This is a genomic window from Curtobacterium sp. L1-20, assembly GCF_048755855.1.
GTDB lineage: Bacteria > Actinomycetota > Actinomycetes > Actinomycetales > Microbacteriaceae > Curtobacterium.
Genome location: NZ_CP151473.1, coordinates 408,673 through 422,596 on the forward strand (window position 1 = coordinate 408,673; position 13,924 = coordinate 422,596).

Annotated in this window: 15 protein-coding genes; 12 read left to right on the forward strand and 3 right to left on the reverse strand. The window is 74.0% G+C overall.

The genetic code is table 11. From position 1 onward, the window contains the following. Window positions 1-133 precede the first annotated feature (133 nt). The 8 genes from AAEP86_RS03410 (at window position 134) to AAEP86_RS03445 (ending at window position 7,855) form a co-directional block, all read left to right on the forward strand. Window positions 134-718 carry a YdeI/OmpD-associated family protein gene (locus AAEP86_RS03410; protein ID WP_420369145.1) on the forward strand — a complete coding sequence of 195 codons (585 nt, stop codon included), beginning with the start codon at window positions 134-136 and terminating at the stop codon, window positions 716-718. A 73-nt stretch (window positions 719-791) separates the two neighbouring features. Continuing rightward, window positions 792-1,673: an aldo/keto reductase gene (locus AAEP86_RS03415; RefSeq protein WP_420369146.1), complete on the forward strand. Its 882-nt coding sequence runs from the start codon at window positions 792-794 to the stop codon at window positions 1,671-1,673. A 146-nt stretch (window positions 1,674-1,819) separates the two neighbouring features. After that, entirely contained in the window at window positions 1,820-2,392 is a 573-nt protein-coding gene (locus tag AAEP86_RS03420; protein WP_420369147.1) for a PadR family transcriptional regulator, read from the forward strand. Beyond that, window positions 2,389-3,138: an ABC transporter ATP-binding protein gene (locus tag AAEP86_RS03425; protein WP_420369148.1), complete on the forward strand. Its 750-nt coding sequence runs from the start codon at window positions 2,389-2,391 to the stop codon at window positions 3,136-3,138. The genes AAEP86_RS03420 and AAEP86_RS03425 overlap by 4 nt, the downstream gene beginning before the upstream one ends. After that, the gene (locus AAEP86_RS03430; protein WP_420369149.1) at window positions 3,135-6,062 is read left to right on the forward strand and encodes an FtsX-like permease family protein; all 2,928 of its coding nucleotides are present in this window, start codon (window positions 3,135-3,137) and stop codon (window positions 6,060-6,062) included. Before AAEP86_RS03425 ends, AAEP86_RS03430 begins: the two co-directional genes overlap by 4 nt. Before the next feature lie 107 nt (window positions 6,063-6,169). After that, complete coding sequence (locus tag AAEP86_RS03435) at window positions 6,170-6,952, forward strand: SGNH/GDSL hydrolase family protein (protein ID WP_420369150.1); 783 nt, start codon at window positions 6,170-6,172, stop codon at window positions 6,950-6,952. A gap of 85 nt (window positions 6,953-7,037) precedes the next feature. Beyond that, a complete protein-coding gene (locus AAEP86_RS03440; RefSeq protein ID WP_420369151.1) occupies window positions 7,038-7,622 on the forward strand; it encodes a helix-turn-helix domain-containing protein in 585 nt (194 codons plus the stop codon). Then, the gene (locus tag AAEP86_RS03445) at window positions 7,619-7,855 is read left to right on the forward strand and encodes a hypothetical protein (protein ID WP_420369152.1); all 237 of its coding nucleotides are present in this window, start codon (window positions 7,619-7,621) and stop codon (window positions 7,853-7,855) included. The genes AAEP86_RS03440 and AAEP86_RS03445 overlap by 4 nt, the downstream gene beginning before the upstream one ends. A gap of 42 nt (window positions 7,856-7,897) precedes the next feature. Here AAEP86_RS03445 and AAEP86_RS03450 read toward each other — a convergent pair whose 3' ends face one another. From AAEP86_RS03450 to AAEP86_RS03460, 3 genes are all read right to left on the reverse strand, one after another. Continuing rightward, window positions 7,898-9,010 carry a hypothetical protein gene (locus AAEP86_RS03450; RefSeq protein ID WP_420369153.1) on the reverse strand — a complete coding sequence of 371 codons (1,113 nt, stop codon included), beginning with the start codon at window positions 9,008-9,010 and terminating at the stop codon, window positions 7,898-7,900. 127 nt (window positions 9,011-9,137) lie between these two features. After that, complete coding sequence (locus tag AAEP86_RS03455; protein ID WP_420369154.1) at window positions 9,138-9,803, reverse strand: SDR family NAD(P)-dependent oxidoreductase; 666 nt, start codon at window positions 9,801-9,803, stop codon at window positions 9,138-9,140. Window positions 9,804-9,891: 88 nt separating this feature from the next. Further along, complete coding sequence (locus AAEP86_RS03460; protein ID WP_420369155.1) at window positions 9,892-10,293, reverse strand: (R)-mandelonitrile lyase; 402 nt, start codon at window positions 10,291-10,293, stop codon at window positions 9,892-9,894. 127 nt (window positions 10,294-10,420) lie between these two features. On the opposite strand from AAEP86_RS03460, the gene AAEP86_RS03465 reads away from it, so the two are divergent. The 4 genes from AAEP86_RS03465 to AAEP86_RS03480 are packed head-to-tail and all read left to right on the forward strand — an operon-like array spanning window position 10,421 to window position 13,898. Continuing rightward, complete coding sequence (locus AAEP86_RS03465; RefSeq protein WP_420369156.1) at window positions 10,421-11,560, forward strand: PQQ-dependent sugar dehydrogenase; 1,140 nt, start codon at window positions 10,421-10,423, stop codon at window positions 11,558-11,560. 54 nt (window positions 11,561-11,614) lie between these two features. Then, a complete protein-coding gene (locus AAEP86_RS03470; RefSeq protein WP_420369157.1) occupies window positions 11,615-12,502 on the forward strand; it encodes a helix-turn-helix transcriptional regulator in 888 nt (295 codons plus the stop codon). Then, window positions 12,499-12,705, forward strand: a complete 207-nt coding sequence (locus AAEP86_RS03475) for a hypothetical protein (protein ID WP_420369158.1) — start codon at window positions 12,499-12,501, stop codon at window positions 12,703-12,705. Before AAEP86_RS03470 ends, AAEP86_RS03475 begins: the two co-directional genes overlap by 4 nt. Then, window positions 12,702-13,898 (forward strand): MFS transporter, encoded by a 1,197-nt coding sequence (locus AAEP86_RS03480; protein ID WP_420369159.1) that lies wholly within the window; start codon window positions 12,702-12,704, stop codon window positions 13,896-13,898. The genes AAEP86_RS03475 and AAEP86_RS03480 overlap by 4 nt, the downstream gene beginning before the upstream one ends. Window positions 13,899-13,924 lie beyond the last annotated feature (26 nt).

A 13,924-nucleotide genomic window follows, 5' to 3' on the forward strand; every position in this document is an offset into this window, starting at 1 on the left:
TCCGACGGGCCGGATGGCTGCCGAAGTGTGATCTCACCGCACGGGAAGCGCGCGCTGCGGCCCGCGCAGGCCGACGGCGGGCGCACCGGAGAACCCACCGCGCAACCCGCACCTGCCGACCTACGATGAGCGCATGGACGCCGACGACCTGGTCCTGCCCGACGCCGCCGCGTGGCGCGCCTGGCTCGACGCGCACGAGGACGACCCGGACGGGGTGTGGCTCGTGCTCGCGAAGAAGGGCACCACGGAGCCGACGAGCGTGACCTACGACCAGGCGCTCGACGAGGCACTCTGCTCCGGGTGGATCGACGGCCAGAAGCGCGGTCGGGACGCGGCGACGTTCCGGCAGCGGTTCACCCCACGGCGGAAGGCGTCGCTCTGGTCGCAGCGCAACATCGGGCTGGTCGCGGCGCTGCTCGCCGAGGGCCGCATGCGCGCACGGGGTCAGGCGGAGATCGACCGGGCGAAGGGCGACGGCCGGTGGGACCGCGCCTACGCGGGGGCCGCGACCGCCGCCGTGCCGGACGACCTGCGGGCCGCGCTCGACGCGGCCCCGGCGGCGGCGGCACTGTTCGCCGACCTCGACGCCACGAACCGGTACGCCGTCGTGCACCGCGTCGTGACGGCGCCGAGTGCGACGGCCCGCGCGAACCGGGTGGCGAAGCTCGTCGGCGGCCTGGAGCGGGGCGAGACCCCGTACCCGCGACCGGGCCGCTGAGCGACCTCGGGTCCGTCCGGTCCGGGGGACACCGACTCAGAGAGCGGCAACACGGGTGGCGTAGACCGGGGTCATGACCACAGGCACTGACACCACGAACCGTCCGGCCGCGTCCTCCGGCACCTTCCGCATCGGTGGGGACCTCGAGGTCAACCGACTCGGCTACGGCACCATGCAGCTCACCGGCCCCGGCGTCTGGGGCCCGCCGAAGGACCACGACGAGGCCGTCCGCGTCCTCAAGCGCGCCGTCGAGCTCGGCGTGAACTTCTTCGACACCGCCGACTCGTACGGCCCCTACGTCGCCGAGGAGCTCCTCAAGGAGGCTCTGCACCCCTACGGCGACGACGTCGTCATCGCCACGAAGGCCGGCCTGACCCGCACCGGCCCGAACGTCTGGCCGCCGGTCGGCCGCCCGGAGTACCTGCGCCAGGAGGCCGAGATGAGCCTCCGCCGCCTGGGCCTCGAGCGCATCGACCTGTTCCAGCTGCACCGCATCGACCCGAAGGTCCCGCTCGAGGACCAGGTCGGCGAGCTGAAGAAGCTGCAGGACGAGGGCAAGATCCGCCACATCGGCCTGTCCGAGGTCTCCGTCGACGAGGTGAAGGCCGCACAGGAGATCGCGACGATCGTCTCCGTGCAGAACCTCTACAACCTGCAGAAGCGCGACGCCGAGGAGCTGCTCGACTGGTCCGAGGAGCAGGGCATCGGCTTCATCCCGTGGTTCCCGCTCGCCACCGGTGGGCTGACCGGCGACGACTCCCCGCTCACCGAGATCGCGAACCGCAAGGGTGCGACGCCGGCCCAGCTCGCCCTGGCCTGGCTGCTCAAGCGGTCGCCCGTCATGCTCCCGATCCCGGGCACGTCGAGCGTCGACCACCTCGAGGACAACCTCCAGGGTGCGACGGTCGAACTCACGGACGAGGAGTTCGAGGAGCTCTCCGGCCCGGGGGAGTAGACCCCGCCACCTCGCGGACGGGAGGCGCGGTGCCGGCTGGCACCGCGCCTCCCGTCCGTCCGGGGGTTGCGCTTGCATACTCGGTATGGCCATACTCAGTTCGTACATACCGAGTATGGCCAGAGCGGCCGAGACGGGGGAGTGTCATGAGCGTACGGATGGGCGTACTCGCGCTGCTGGTGGGGGGACCCGGGTACGGGTACCAGCTCCGGGGGGAGTTCGAGCACCGCACCGGCGGGACCTGGCCGCTGAACATCGGCCAGGTCTACACGACGCTCGACCGTCTCGAACGCGACGGCCTCGTGGCCCGCGGCGACGCCGACGACGACGGACACGTCGTCTACACGGCGACGGACGCGGGCCGCGACGCGGTCGCGCGCTGGTTCAGCGAGCCGGTGCCCGCGAAGCGCGGGCGCGACGAGCTGTCGATCAAGTTCGCCCTGGCCGTCACCGTGCCCGGCGTCGACGTCACCCGCCTGGTGCAGTTGCAGCGCACGGCGGCCGTCCGGAACCTGCAGGACCTCACGCGACTGAAGCGCACGTCCGACCCCGCGTCGGACCTGCCGTGGTCGCTCGTCCTCGAGTCGATGCTGTTCCAGGCCGAGGCCGAGGTCCGCTGGCTCGACCACGTGGAGTCGACCGTCGCCCGGTACCGGCCGGACGAGCACCCCGCGCCCACGGCGACGCCGGCCGACGAGACCGTCCGGAGCGCACGATGAGCGCGGCGACGGTCCCCGGCACCCAGGCCCCGCTCCTCGAGCTCGACGCCGTCAGCGTGCAGTACGGCTCCGGGTCGAAGGCCGTCACCGCCCTCGCCGGCATCGACCTGCGGATCCGCCGCGGCGAGATGGTCGCCGTGATGGGCACGTCGGGGTCCGGCAAGTCGACCCTGCTCGCCTGCGCCGGGACCCTGCTGCCGCCGACGAGCGGCGAGGTCGTCATCGACGGCGACTTCGTCTCGGACCGGCCGTCGAAGGAGCTGGCCGCACTGCGCCGTCGCCTCATCGGCTTCGTCTTCCAGGACTTCAACCTCATCCCGTCGCTCACCGCGGTCGAGAACGTGGCGCTGCCGCTCGAGCTCGACGGCTGGAAGGCCTCGCGTGCGCGACGTGCCGCGGAGCTCGCCCTCGCGAACGTCGAGCTCGGCCACCGCGCCGACGCCTTCCCGGACGACCTCTCGGGCGGCCAGCAGCAGCGCGTGGCGATCGCCCGCGGGGTCGTGGGGGAGCGCCGCCTGGTCCTCGCCGACGAGCCGACCGGCGCCCTCGACTCGCAGACCGGTGAGGTGGTGCTGCGCATGCTCCGTCGGCACGTCGACGCCGGGGCCGGCGCGCTCCTGGTGACGCACGACGCCCGGCACGCCGCCTGGGCGGACCGGATCGTCTTCCTGCGGGACGGTCGGGTGGTCGACGAGACCGTGTACTCGGGTGTCGAGATGGCCCTCGCGGACCGGACCGCGTCGTGAGCGAGCGTCGGCACGACGCCGACGCCGATCCGCACCGCAGCGCCCGCCGCGCCGCGCGCACCGGGACCGTGCGCTCGGCGGGTCGCGCGTCGGGTCGCTCGTCGGGGCGCTCGTCGCAGCGCGGGGACCGCGTCCGCACGCCGTTCGCGGTCCGCCCGGCACTGCGGCTCGGCCGTCGGCTGGCGTTCGCGAAGGTCGGCCGCGCCGCACTGATCGTCGCGCTCATCGGCATCCCGACGGCGGGCTTCGCGGCGGCGTCGATCGTGATGCAGTCGACGCAGCCCACGACCGCCGAGCAGCTGCGGTACGACCTCGGTCACGCCGCCGCACAGATGCGCGTCTCGGGGCCCGACCTGCCCGGCATGCGGCAGGACCCGGTGGACTGGCAGTACACGCAGGCGGCCCGGAACAGCCCCGCGTCCGACGCGGACGGCGACGAGGCGTTCCCGAACGTGCTCGACCACGTGCCGACCGGCGCCGTGTCGATCCCGGTCGGGGCGTCGTCCGTCGTGCTGGCCGGACCGAAGGGGCCGGTCGGACTGAACGCCGTCGAGGGCTCCGCGTGGTCGACCGTGCTCGACGGGCACTGGCACGTCCTCGACGGCAGGGCCCCGTCGGACCGGGACGAGCTCATGGTCACGCCGGCGACGCTGGAACGGCTCCGAGCGTCCGTCGGGGACACCGTGGACATCACGGACCCGGTGACGAAGCGCATGACGATCTCGGGGACGATGCGCGACGCCGCGTCCGACCCGGACGCGCAGGGGGTGTTCCTGCCGTGGGGGACCACGCTGTCGCCGACGACCGGTGCGGACCGCGCCGGCACCACGGACGTCACCGTGTACCTGGCGACGGACGCGCCCTCGTGGTCCGAGGTCCGGCAGCTCAACCAGCACGGCATCGTCGTCGAGTCCCGACCGGTCGTCCTCGACCCGCCGGACGAACGGCTGCCCGGCGGCCCGACGGGGTCGACGCTCGGCTGGTACCTCGGCGCCATGGCCCTGCTCGGGGTCTTCGCGATGTTCGAGGTCGCGCTGCTCGCCGGCGCCGCGTTCCTCGTCGGCACCCGCGCCGACACCCGCTCGTACGCGATCGTCACGAGCGTCGGGGGCGACCGCCGGTTCGTCCGCGCCGTCGTCGCCGGTTCGGGGGTCGTCCTCGGGGTCACCGGCGCGGTGCTCGGCGTCGCGCTCGGCACCGGTATCGGCATCGCCGCGTTCCACCTGATCGACAACGGCAACGTCGGTACCTGGCCCGGCCTGCACGTCCCGCTCCCGCTGCTGCTGGCGATCACCGTCGCCGGCGTGCTCGCAGGGCTGGTCTCCGCGCTCGTCGCCGCCCGCGCCGCCACGCGGATCAACGTGCTCGCAGCGCTCCGGGGATCCCTCCGTCCGGCGTCGACGAACCCCCGCACCGAACGTCGGCGTCGCGTCTGGGCACCGGTGCTCATCGCCGTCGGCGCCGTGATGACCCTCGCCTGCGGCGCCGGCGTCCTGCTGCTCAACGACCGCCCGGTGCAGGAGGACAGCCTGGCCTGGGTGGTCGGCGCCGGGGTCGCCGTCGGTCCGTGCCTGGTGCAGGTGGGCGTCGCGATCTGCTCGCCGTGGCTGCTCGCGCTGGTCGCCCGGGTCTCGGCGCGGCTGGGGCTGTCGGCCCGCCTGGCCGCTCGGGACGCCCGCCGCAACCCGGTGCGGACCGTGCCGGTGCTCGCCAGCGTGATGAGCGTCGTCTTCGTCGCCTCCGTGGCCCTGACGTGGAGTGCGTCGTCGCACGCCCAGTTCGTCCGCGACTACGAGTACCGCACGGCGGTCGGGGTCGCCACGGCCGCCGTCGCGCTGTACGGCGACGACGGGACGCCCTCCGGCTACGACGCCGCACTGACGGCCCGGGCCGCGACGATCACGTCCGGCGTGCTCCGACACGACCGGATCCGGGTGCTCGGCGCCGTCTGGGAGCAGGCCGGCGACACCTCGACGACGGTCACGCTGCCGCACGACTGGGCGGCGAAGGACTGCCGGGGGAACGACACCACCTCGTGCTCGCGGTACCTGACGTCGCAGGACAGCTCGGCACCGCACATCTGGACCGGCACCGTCGACGACTACGCAGTGCTCACCGGACACCGCCCCTCAGCGACCGTCCGGGACGCCCTGGCCAGCGGCAAGGCGGTGTCGCTCTGGCCGGAGTACGAGCACGACGGCACGGTCCGGCTCGACGCGTTCCACGACCGGACGTGGGAGGCGCCCGCGATCACCGCGCACACCCGACCCGACGCCACGACCACGATCCCCGCGGTGCTCGACGTCCAGACGCCGCGCATCCAGATCGGGGTGTTCATGACGCCTGAGACCGCTGCGCGCCACCGGGTCCCCGCGGTCGACGCGATGCTCGTCACGACGCTGCCGTCCGAGCTCAGCGCGTCCCGGTCGGACGACCTGTCCTCGGCGTGGCAGAGCCGCGGCGGCGCCGACCGGGACCGGTGGGGCGGCCCGGCCTTCCAGTACGAGACCGGACCGGTGGACGCGCAGGGCATCGTGAAGGCGATCGTGCTCGCCCTGGCGGCCGCGGTCACGATCGGTGCGACCGCCGTCGCGATCGGACTGGCCCGCTCGGACGGTCGGCGCGACGATGAGGTCTTCGACGCGGTCGGGGCCGCACCGGTGCTGCGCCGGCGGGTCTCGGCGTGGCAGGCGGCCATCCTCACGAGCGTCGGGGCGGTGATCGGCACACTGCTCGGGTTGCTGCCGATCCGCGCGTTGACCCTGCGGTTCACCGCGGGGCCCGAGGGCACGACGCACATGCCGTTCGTGGCGGACTGGCCGTTCCTCGCGCTGCTCGCGATCGGGCTGCCCGTGGTGGTGACCCTCGGGACGTGGGCGACGGCGGGACGCGGTCGTCGGGTCGCCGTCCGGCGGACGCTCTGACCGTGCGTGCCGGAGCTGGGAACGGCCGCGAGGACCCACAGCGTCCGGGCCGGTTCCCCAGCTGTGGGGACTGGTACCGGGGCGCGATCCGCGGGAGAACTGGAGTCGTGTCCCGAACCCACCGGCTCGCCCTGATCGCGAGCACCGTCACCGCCGCCTGCCTCCTGGCCGTCGGATCCGTCGTCGTCACCGCGCACACCGCCGCGTCGGTGGAGCAGGCCCGGGTGGCGGCGGTCGCCCCGGCCCCCGCACGGGCCGAGCGGGTCGAGCCGGCCGACGTCCACGCCGGCGTCCGGATCCCCGTCCGCGAGCAGGTCGTCTCCGGGCCGCTCGGCACCGGGGACCGTGCGGGCGCGATCACCTTCGCGTACGCCGGGGACTCCATCACCGCCCGTCCCGACTCGTGGCTGCACGTGCTCGAACCGGACGCACGCCTGCACGCCGTCGGGGGCTACGCCCACAGCGGGTACCGCGCCGACCAGGTCCTCGCCGAGGTCGGTCCGGTGCACGACGCCGACGTCCTCGTGGTGGAGCTCGGGACGAACGACGTCAACCAGGCCGTCCCGACCGCGACGACCATCGCGAACGTCGACGCCGTGGTGCAGAAGGTCGGCGCGCAGCACGTCCTGGTCGTCGCCGGTCCGCCGTCGGACTGGACGACCAGCCGGTGGGGAGCGGACCGGCGGACGGGCCAGCTCGTCCTGACGCGCGCGCTCGAGCGCACCGCGCAGGACCACGGTTGGTCGTTCGTCGACCCGTTCACCGCCTTCCGGCTGGCCGACGGCGCCTGGGTCCGCGGTTCGACCCCGGACGGCATCCACGGCACGGCGGCGTCGAACGTCGTCATCGCGCGCGTGCTGGCCCGGGCGATCACGGAGGCCGCCCGGTAGTCCGAAGACCGCAGAGAAACCGCTGCAAAGAGACGCTTGCAAAGAGACGCTTGCAAAGAATTCTTTGCGGTCGTACGATCGCTGTATGGCCCGCGAAGCACGCCTCCTCGACCTCCCGTCGATGAAGGCCCTCAACCACCCGTTGCGCACGCAGCTGTTCAACGAGCTCGCCGCACACGGTCCCGCGACCGCGACGAGCCTGGCCGAGCGTGTCGGTGAGTCCACCGGCTCGACCAGCTACCACCTCCGCCAGCTCGAGAAGCACGGCTTCATCGAGGAGGTCGTCGGTCGCGGCAACGGCCGCGAACGCTGGTGGCGCCGGACGCCGGTCCCCGTCGAGACCACGACCGGCGACTCGCCCGCCGGCATCGCCGCCGCCCGGCTCCTCGCCAGCGGGTCGAACGACTTCGCCGAACGGATCGTCCGCGAGTTCATCGCGCGCGACCAGGAGTCGATGGACCCCGACTGGCGCGAGGCCGCCGACCTCTCCGTCGCGATCCTGCGGCTCGCACCGTCCGAGCTCACCGAGCTCATGGACGGCATCCACGCCCTCGTCGAGACGTTCCGGGACCGCCACGAGCTCGACGACACGTCCGACGCGGGCACGAACCGGGTCTTCCTGCGCCTCGCAGCGGTGCCCGTCTTCGACGACGAGGTCCAGGGATCATGAGCGCAGCACTGCACCTCGACCACGTCGGTCCCGTCGAGCGGACCGCGCACCGCCTCGGGCTCGCCCTGCTCCGCTGGAGCGAGACGCGCGCCGCCCGTCGCGTCCCCGGCGCCGGGCCCGCCACCGGCCCGGAACGCGCTGCGGCCCGCCTCGCGCACGACCAGCGCACCGCACTGGAGGCACGGCACCGGTCCTGGGACCGGCTCGCCTCCGACGTGCCCCGGCTCCGCTGACGGGCGGCGCACCGCTCACCGCCGTCCGGGACCCCGCGCCCCTCAGCCCGACGTGCAGAACGACTGCACGTCGACGTGCACACCGTCGGTGCCGCCGCCGAGCCGCATCCGCTCGACGGCCGCGTCCGGACGCACCGGCCCGACCACGTCGGTCCCCATCGCCCGGTCGACCGGCGCGTACCCGGCGGCCCGCCACCCCGCGAGCACCCGCGGCGCGAGGTCCTGCGGTCGCACGGTCGGCAGGACGAGCGACCCGGTCCACCGCCGGCCGCCCTGGTCGCACGCCTGCTCGACCAGCACCACCGGTGGCGCGTCCGCAGGTGCCGGCGTCGGCGACGTGAGGTCGTCGAGCGGCCCGGCCCGGTCGATCGAGTCCGCGAGCAGCGCCCGCGTCCCGGCCTCGATCGCGGCGGCGTCGAGGGACGTCGAGGCCGCCGGTGTCGGACCCGGCCACTCCGGCTCCGCCGACCGCGGGGCCGTCGGGGGTCGCCCCTCGTCGGGACGCCCCACCAGGGATCCGTCCGGCAGCCCGCTCCCGGCGACGAGCGGCCCCGCGGCGAGCGCGCCGACGAGCCAGACGGCGACGACGGCATCCGCCGGCCACGGGAACCCGATCGGGCGGTCCGCCTCGTCCAGGACCCGGAGTCGGCGCCACCGGAGGAGCAGGGCCGTCGTGAGGAAGGCCACGGCGGCGAGCACCACGGGGAGCTCGACGGGCAGGGGCACCACCCCGAGTCCCGAGGCCCACCAGACCGCAGGTACCGCGGCCGCGACGGCCATCGTGGAGTAGGCGGCGACGACCAGTGCGGTCTCACGCCGAGGCAGGACCTCGTCGTAGGGGACCGGGTGACGGAGACCCCGGGCCGTCGCGACCACGGCGTTGACGACGACGCCGATCCGGCCGACTCCGAGGCCGACGATCTGGAAGAAGTCCCACGGATCGAGGGCGCTGCGCTCCGGCGCGTCGACCGGGTACCGCACCCCTCCGGCCAGGTGCAGGAGCACGAGCACGCCGACGGTCCCGGACAGGAAGCACGCCCACGCCCACCGTGGCGCGCCCGAACGACGGATCGCCGCCGCGACGAACAGGACGGACGTCGGCAGCAGCAGGAGCAGCGCGATGCCCGCCGTCCCGTCGAAGGTCCCCGGTTCCACGCGGCAACGGTAGGAGGGCCCGGACGCGACCGCCGAGCCCGGCCGGACGGCTGTGTCCCCGGACCCACCGACGGACCGGGCGGCGCGGGGCGGGGCCGGCCCGCGCCTCCCGACCGTCAGCGCTCGGTCACTCGGGGAGCGGCTCCGCGTACGTGCGGAAGTCGCCCCGCTCGGAGTGGATCGTCCACAGCCGGTCCGCGATCGACTCGCCGGAGTGGTCCGGCTGTCCGTCGTCGATGCCGAACGGGATGATCAGCTGGCCGACGTGGACCTGCTCGTCGCGCACCGCGTCGTGCAGGAGCTGCGCGTAGGCGCTCTCGCCGGCGAACGCGACGGAGGTGCCCGTCACCCGGGCTCCCGGGCGGACCGCGCTGCCGCCGTTGACGAACAGGATCGTGCCGTGGCCGATCGCGCGCATGCCGGGCAGCACCTGGCGCACGGCGGTCACCGACCCGTACACGGAGAACTCGATCGGGCCGACGAGGTCCTCGGCGGTGGTCTCCAGCACCGGCCGCATGTACTCCTTCGCCGGCAGCGGGCTGTACTGCAGCACCTCGATCGGGCCGAGCTGCTCCGTGGCGCGCTCGAGCGCTCCGCGGAGCGAGTCCTGGTCACGGACGTTCGCGGCGAAGCCGGCCGCGTCGTACCCGCGCTCGCGGAGCTCGGCGGCGAGCTCGTCGAGCCGGGCCTGGTTGCGGGAGACGAGGGCGATCGAGAAGCCCTCGCGCCCGAAGCGGTCGGCGACGGCGAGCCCGAGGCCCTTGCCGGCCCCGACGATGGCGATGGTGGTCATGCGGTGGTCCTTCCGGTGGTGTGGGGTCGTCCGCGGACGACGACCGCCATCGTCGTCCGCGGGGCTGGACGCCCGGGTCGGGACGTCCTCAGCGCGCGCCGTACTGCTCGTCGGTCACGTGCTCCAGCCAGGTGGTCGTGGTCGACGGGTCGTCCGCCGACTCGAGCATCGCGAGGTGCTCCGTGTACCGGGTCGGGGTGGCGCCGTGCCAGTGCTCCTCGCCGGCGGGCGTGTAGACCGTCTGCCCGGGCTGCACCGTGATGACGGTGCCGTCCCGGGTGCCCATCAGCGCGACGCCCTCGGTCACGTGGAGGGTCTGGCCCCTGGCGTGCGAGTGCCAGGCGGTGCGGGCCCCGGGCAGGAAGCGGACCTTCGCGACGGTCATCGTCTGTCCGGCCTCCTGCGGGGAGGCAATGGGGTCGAGGTACACGTCCCCGGTGAACTGCTCGGGCGGGTTCTTCACGGTGGGCTGCTCCGGCTGGATCTCCATGCCCCCGACGGTAGGCCGGGCCGCACGTCCGAGGGAGGGGAGGACGGAACCCCTCAGGACGGCTGCGGACCCAGCGGTTTCCCGAGCGCGGCGTGTGTGATCGACGCACGACACCGGGAGGACCACCGTGGACAGCACCCCGCACCGCACCCGCACCCTGATCGGAGCCGGCCTGGCGACGGTCGCGGCCCTCCTGCTCGCGGGCTGCTCCGACGACACCGCGCGGACGCTCGAGGGCACCGCCGACGCCACGAGCGCGCCGACCACGAGCCGTGCCCCGGTCGCCGGGCAGCTCCGGCCGGACGGCGAACCGACCGACGTCGTCACCGGTCTCGACGCGCCCTGGTCGGTGGTGCGGACGGGCGACGGTCCGGACGCGTTGATCAGCGAGCGGGACTCCGCGAAGGTGCTCGAGCTGAGCGGCTCCGGGAAGAACCGGACGGTCGGGACGGTCGAGGGCGTCCGGCACGGCGGCGAGGGAGGACTGCTCGGGCTCGCGCTGCACGACGGCGACCTCTTCGTCTACTCGACGGCCGACGACGGCAACCGCATCCAGCGCTACGACCTCACCGGGACCACCGGGTCGTACGGCCTCGGTGACGCCACGACCATCGTCGACGGGCTGCCCGCGAACAGCTTCCACAACGGCGGGCGGATCGCCTTCGGTCCGGACGGCATGCTCTACGCGAGCGTCGGCGACGCCGGCACGGGGTCGGACGCGCAGGACCGCGACTCGCTCGCGGGCAAGATCCTCCGCTACACCCCGGACGGCGACGTGCCCGGCGGCAACCCCTTCCCGGGGTCGCCGGTGTGGAGCACGGGACACCGCAACGTCCAGGGCATGGGCTGGACGGCCGACGGCACGATGTTCGCGTCCGAGTTCGGGCAGGACACCTGGGACGAGCTCAACGTGATCGAGGCCGGGAAGGACTACGGCTGGCCGGAGGTCGAGGGCACCGGCGGCGAGGACCAGGGGTTCGTGGACCCTGTGCAGCAGTGGGCCACCGACGACGCATCGCCCAGCGGACTCACCGTGATCGACGACACGGTCTTCGTCGCGAACCTGCAGGGCGAGGTCGTCCGGGCGGTCCTCGCGGACGACCCGTCGACGTCGGCCGAGTACTTCGCGGGGGACTTCGGCCGTATCCGCACCGTGCTCAAGGGACCGGAGGGCGAGCTGTGGTTCGTCACGAACAACACCGACGGCCGCGGCGACCCGACCGAGGGCGACGACCGGATCGTGTCCGTCCCGCTCGCCGACGGCTGACCGGGGTTCCGGCAGCACCCCGCTCCGCAGACCGGAGCGTCGTAGCGTGACCGCATGGACCACCGCGACGAAGCGCGCGACTTCCTCTCCGGTCGTCGCGCCCGCATCACCCCCGAGCAGGCCGGCATCGAGACCTTCGGCACCCGTCGGCGCGTCACCGGCCTCCGGCGTGAGGAGGTCTCCCGCCTCGCCGGGGTGAGCATCGACTACTACACGCGGCTCGAGCGGGGGAACCTGCAGGGCGTGTCGGACAGCGTGCTCGACGCCGTCGCCCGAGCGCTGCAGCTCGACCCGGCCGAGCGCGAACACCTCCGCGACCTCGCGCGGCACCAGAACACGACGCCGAGACGGGCCGGCCGGCCCACCCCCGTCGCGGCCGTGCGTCCCGAGCTGCAGTACCTGCTCGACGCGGTCGCAGACGCCCCGGCCATGATCGTGAACAACCGGCAGGACATCGTCGCGGCGAACGCGCTGGGCTACGCGATGCACTCGGACCTGGTGGACGCGTCGGCGCGGACCCTCAACTTCGCCCGGTTCATCTTCCTCGACCCGCGCTCGCGGAACTTCTACCGGGACTGGGCGCGAGCCGCGCACACGAACGTCGCGATCCTCCGCCGCGAGGCGGGCCGCACGCCGAACGACCGCGAGCTCGCGGCGCTCATCGGCGAGCTCTCGATGCGCAGCGACGACTTCCGCGAGCTGTGGGCGTCCCATGACGTGCGCCGGCACTACGCGGGCGTGAAGTCCTTCCACCACGGGGTCGTCGGCGACCTCGAGCTGCACTTCCAGACCCTCGAGCTCACCGAGGACCCGGGGCTGTCGCTGACGATCTACCCCGCGACGCCCGGCTCGGCGACCGCTGACGCCCTGCGGGTGCTCGCCTCGTGGGCCGCGACGGAGCGGATCGCCGAGCGCGCGCGGGACCGCGCGACTACGGCATGACGGGGACCGAGCCGGTCCGGACCGCACCACCGGCGGGACGCCGCTCCGTCCTGGCGCGCCTGCGGTTCCGCCTGCGCGCCGAGCAGGACATCCACGAGCTGACCCGCGACCGCGACCACGAGGAGTCGGTCCGGGCCGAGGCGGCCGTGCGGCTCGCCCCCGGCGCGTGGAGCCTCGCCGAGTTGTTCCGGCGGCGCCGGTGACCGCCGGCACGGGCATGACGCGCGGCCGCACCCTGCTCTTCGCCGTCGCCGGCGGAGCCGCGGTCGGCAACCTCTACTGGGCGCAGCCGCTCCTCGACGACATCGCGACGTCGCTCGGGACGTCGGTCGCGCTCGCCGGGCTGCTCGTGACCCTGACGCAGGTCGGGTACGCCCTCGGCATCCTGCTGGTGGTGCCCCTCGGGGACGTCCTCGACCGGCGGCGGCTCGTCCCAGGAGTCCTCGTGGCGTCCGCCGTCGCGCTGGTGTTCGCGGCCGTCGCACCGTCCTTCGCCGTGCTGCTCGTCGCACTCGCCCTGGTCGGCCTGACCACCGTCGCCGGGCAGCTCCTCATCCCCCTCGCCGGCGACCTGGCGGACCCGGCGGAGCGCGGCCGGGTGGTCGGGACGATCGCGTCGGGCGTCCTGACCGGGATCCTGGTGTCCCGGACGGTGGCGGGTCTCGTCGCGGACGCCTTCGGGTGGCGGACGATCTACGTCGTGGCCGCCGTCGCCGCGCTCGTCCTCGCCGTCCTGCTGCGGCGGGTGGTCCCGGAGCTGCCGCGACGCGAGCGCGTCCCGTACCCGCGGCTCATCGCGTCGGTGTTCCGGACCGTGGCGGCGCACCGGGCCGTGCAGGTCACCCTGGTGATCAGCGCCACCGTGTTCGCCGTCTTCACCATGTTCTGGACCGCGCTGACGTTCCTGCTCAGCGCGGAGCCGTTCGAGTACTCGACCACCGCGATCGGGCTCGTCGGGCTGGCGGGTCTCGCGGGCGCCGTCGCCACCCAGCGCGTGGGACGACTGCACGACCGTGGCCTGTCGGTGCCGGTCACCGGCGCGGCGCTCGGTGTCGTGCTCGTCTCGCTCGTCGTCGCCGGCCTCGGAGCACGATCGATCGTCGTCGTCGTGGTCGCGGTGGTGCTGCTCGATGTCGGCGTGCAGGCCACGAACGTGCTCAACCAGACGCGGCTCTTCGCGATCCACCCCGCCGCGCGCAGTCGCCTCAACACCGCGTTCGTCACCGGGAACTTCGTCGGCGGTGCGATCGGTTCGGCCCTCGCGTCCGTCCTCTGGGGTGCCGGCGGGTGGCTCGCCGTCACGGTCGGCGGGGCCGTCCTCGTCGGGGTCGCCCTCACGGTGTGGACGGTGCACCGCCGCCGGGGACTGGTGGTCCTGAGCCCCCGGGGCGTCTGAGGCGTCGAGGTCGCAGGGTCCGACCT

Coding starts and splice junctions, on each gene's coding strand:
- AAEP86_RS03410 (WP_420369145.1), top strand. CDS start 134: ATGGACGCCGACGACCTGGTCCTGCCCGACGCCGCCGCGTGGCGCGCC.
- AAEP86_RS03415 (WP_420369146.1), top strand. CDS start 792: ATGACCACAGGCACTGACACCACGAACCGTCCGGCCGCGTCCTCCGGC.
- AAEP86_RS03420 (WP_420369147.1), top strand. CDS start 1,820: ATGAGCGTACGGATGGGCGTACTCGCGCTGCTGGTGGGGGGACCCGGG.
- AAEP86_RS03425 (WP_420369148.1), top strand. CDS start 2,389: ATGAGCGCGGCGACGGTCCCCGGCACCCAGGCCCCGCTCCTCGAGCTC.
- AAEP86_RS03440 (WP_420369151.1), top strand. CDS start 7,038: ATGGCCCGCGAAGCACGCCTCCTCGACCTCCCGTCGATGAAGGCCCTC.
- AAEP86_RS03445 (WP_420369152.1), top strand. CDS start 7,619: ATGAGCGCAGCACTGCACCTCGACCACGTCGGTCCCGTCGAGCGGACC.
- AAEP86_RS03455 (WP_420369154.1), bottom strand. CDS start 9,803: ATGACCACCATCGCCATCGTCGGGGCCGGCAAGGGCCTCGGGCTCGCC.
- AAEP86_RS03460 (WP_420369155.1), bottom strand. CDS start 10,293: ATGGAGATCCAGCCGGAGCAGCCCACCGTGAAGAACCCGCCCGAGCAG.
- AAEP86_RS03470 (WP_420369157.1), top strand. CDS start 11,615: ATGGACCACCGCGACGAAGCGCGCGACTTCCTCTCCGGTCGTCGCGCC.
- AAEP86_RS03475 (WP_420369158.1), top strand. CDS start 12,499: ATGACGGGGACCGAGCCGGTCCGGACCGCACCACCGGCGGGACGCCGC.